The sequence below is a fragment of the Acinetobacter sp. WCHAc060033 genome (genome assembly GCF_004209125.1).
GTDB classification, from domain to species: Bacteria; Pseudomonadota; Gammaproteobacteria; order Pseudomonadales; family Moraxellaceae; genus Acinetobacter; species Acinetobacter wuhouensis.
On sequence record NZ_SGSW01000124.1, the window covers coordinates 1 to 2,089 of the forward strand.

Consider the following 2,089-nt stretch of genomic DNA (forward strand, 5'->3'; position numbering starts at 1 on the left):
GCATTCGCTTCTTTCGGAGATCCAGCTTTTTGAGCGCGTTCAATTAATTCTGCAAGTAATTTTTGATATTGGTCTTCATTGGCTTTCTGAACGATTTCCTCATTACTCAAACTATCTTCAATAATATCAATATGACCTTGCGCAATAATTGTAATACCAGATGTATTTAGATCAGCTAGTTTCCCACTAAAACACTCATTAAGGTCTTTGTGTTGCTCATCGCTTAAAGTTCCATTTGCTGAAAAAGTAGAGCGGATCTTCATAAGATCTTCAGTTGTAGTAGCTTGCTCAATTTGATACTCGAATGAAGCATAAAGGTCATCAGCAGTAGATTGCTCAACAACAGGCTTTATTTCTTCTTTAGGAGGTGCATCATTTAAATTACAGACAGAACCTCTAATATCATCAGCAGGGCGGCTATTAGGTTTATGTGTTTCAACAACTTCAGACGTATTATTTTTAGCTTCTCCCCATGGTTCATCCGTGCTTTCAGTGCCTTTAGGTGTAACTGTTTTTGCTACATCAAGATTCACATCTGTTTTTTTGCGAGTTTCACGCTTTTTAGGTTCGCGATTTTTTGTAGCTAAAGCAGCTAAAAGTTCCTTGTAATCGACTTCCTGAAAATAGATTTCTGTTTCAATTCCAAGGGCTTTTTGAATTGCTTTAATTTGATTTGCCGCATTTTCACGATCACGCTGAACAAAGCCTGATATAACAGCATCTCGCATTTCAACTCGATCTGGGATGAATTGGCATTTAGTGATACGACTGTAATTTTCACAAATATAGATTTCTTGATCAGCGACTAATTCATCGATAGAAAAAGGTTTGAGAAAGCTAATACCAGCCAATTCAATAAAATCAATCTTTATGCAAAATTCATAACCAGGCATTGCAAAAACTGTGGCAGGGAATTGATCTAAATCAGTGAAGTCCATCAATTCACCTGCAGCGCGGCACATAATATTTTTACCAGACATTAAGGCTGCGAATGCTTCATTACCATTTAATATATTCATGCTGACCATCCCTCCATGTCTGACTTTGCTTGGCATGCATTAAGAATTTGTTGTTCGTATTTGGTACCACGGAAATAATCTGCTGGACGATTCAAAACATTTGCATTCGAAGCATTCTTAATGTCTTTGAGTGCTAATTGGTAATCGCTATCAAGGCGTGCATCATTTTCAGCTTGAAGTTGTTGCTCATTGTCTTGATGGGCTTGTTTGTTACGCTGAATGATTGTTTGAATACCATTACATGTTTCATCAAACTTTTGCTGTTGAACATCATGAAGACTATTAAGCCCACGTTTAGCGCAGAAATTTTCAATATTAATACCAGCTTGAAGCATGAGTGCTTCCAACTCAAAATATTGATTTCCAGTAATACAGGCATCCGCCGAACCTGAAACAAGCCATTGCTTCAAGGCTGCACCATCATTTTCACTCAGCATTCTTGATTCAAGAAACAGGCGTGTACGGTCTTTTGTCGCAATTGCGATTTTGTCATGAGTGAGATCTAGTACAGTGGTAAATTCATACTCAATACCATCTCGCTGTTCGGCTTTCATGCCAATTTTTTCAACTTTCTTTTTGCCATTATCATTGGTTTGCACTGTTTCCATTTTTGAGCGCAATGTCACAATGATGTTGATACTTGACTGAAGAATTGCATCGATAAATTTACGATGACGCGGAGTAACTTGACTCCATGCACCCCAGCTATTTCCTTTAAATGTTGTAGAAGCTAATTTATCTACGATTTCGAGACAACCACCAACACCAGACCATTCATGTGTGATGCTATCGATAATTAATGTATCAAAGCCTGCATTTTCAGCTGCCTTAATAGCTTCAATAAATTTTTCAGGGGAGTAAGGTGGTTGTAGGTTGGCATGTTCAAAATCAACGATGTCATCGTACAATTCAGCACTACTATTTTCAGTATCAACCACAGCAATACGACCACCAATACCTTTAGCGAGAATTAACGCACCAAAGGTTTTACCTGAGCCTGTAGGACCTGCAATTGCTAAACGGAGTTTTGCATTTTTACGCTGTGCTTTTTTAAAGAATACAGTCATGAT

At 37.9% G+C, this 2,089-nt stretch carries 2 protein-coding genes; both read right to left on the reverse strand.

The annotated features are described in order from the left end of the window. A partial coding sequence (locus EXE10_RS20715) for a hypothetical protein (RefSeq protein WP_130114578.1) occupies positions 1 to 1,019 on the reverse strand: 1,019 nt, incomplete at its 3' end. Further along, positions 1,016 to 2,086: an ATP-binding protein gene (locus EXE10_RS20720; protein WP_130114579.1), complete on the reverse strand. Its 1,071-nt coding sequence runs from the start codon at positions 2,084 to 2,086 to the stop codon at positions 1,016 to 1,018. The genes EXE10_RS20715 and EXE10_RS20720, both read right to left, overlap by 4 nt. Positions 2,087 to 2,089 lie beyond the last annotated feature (3 nt).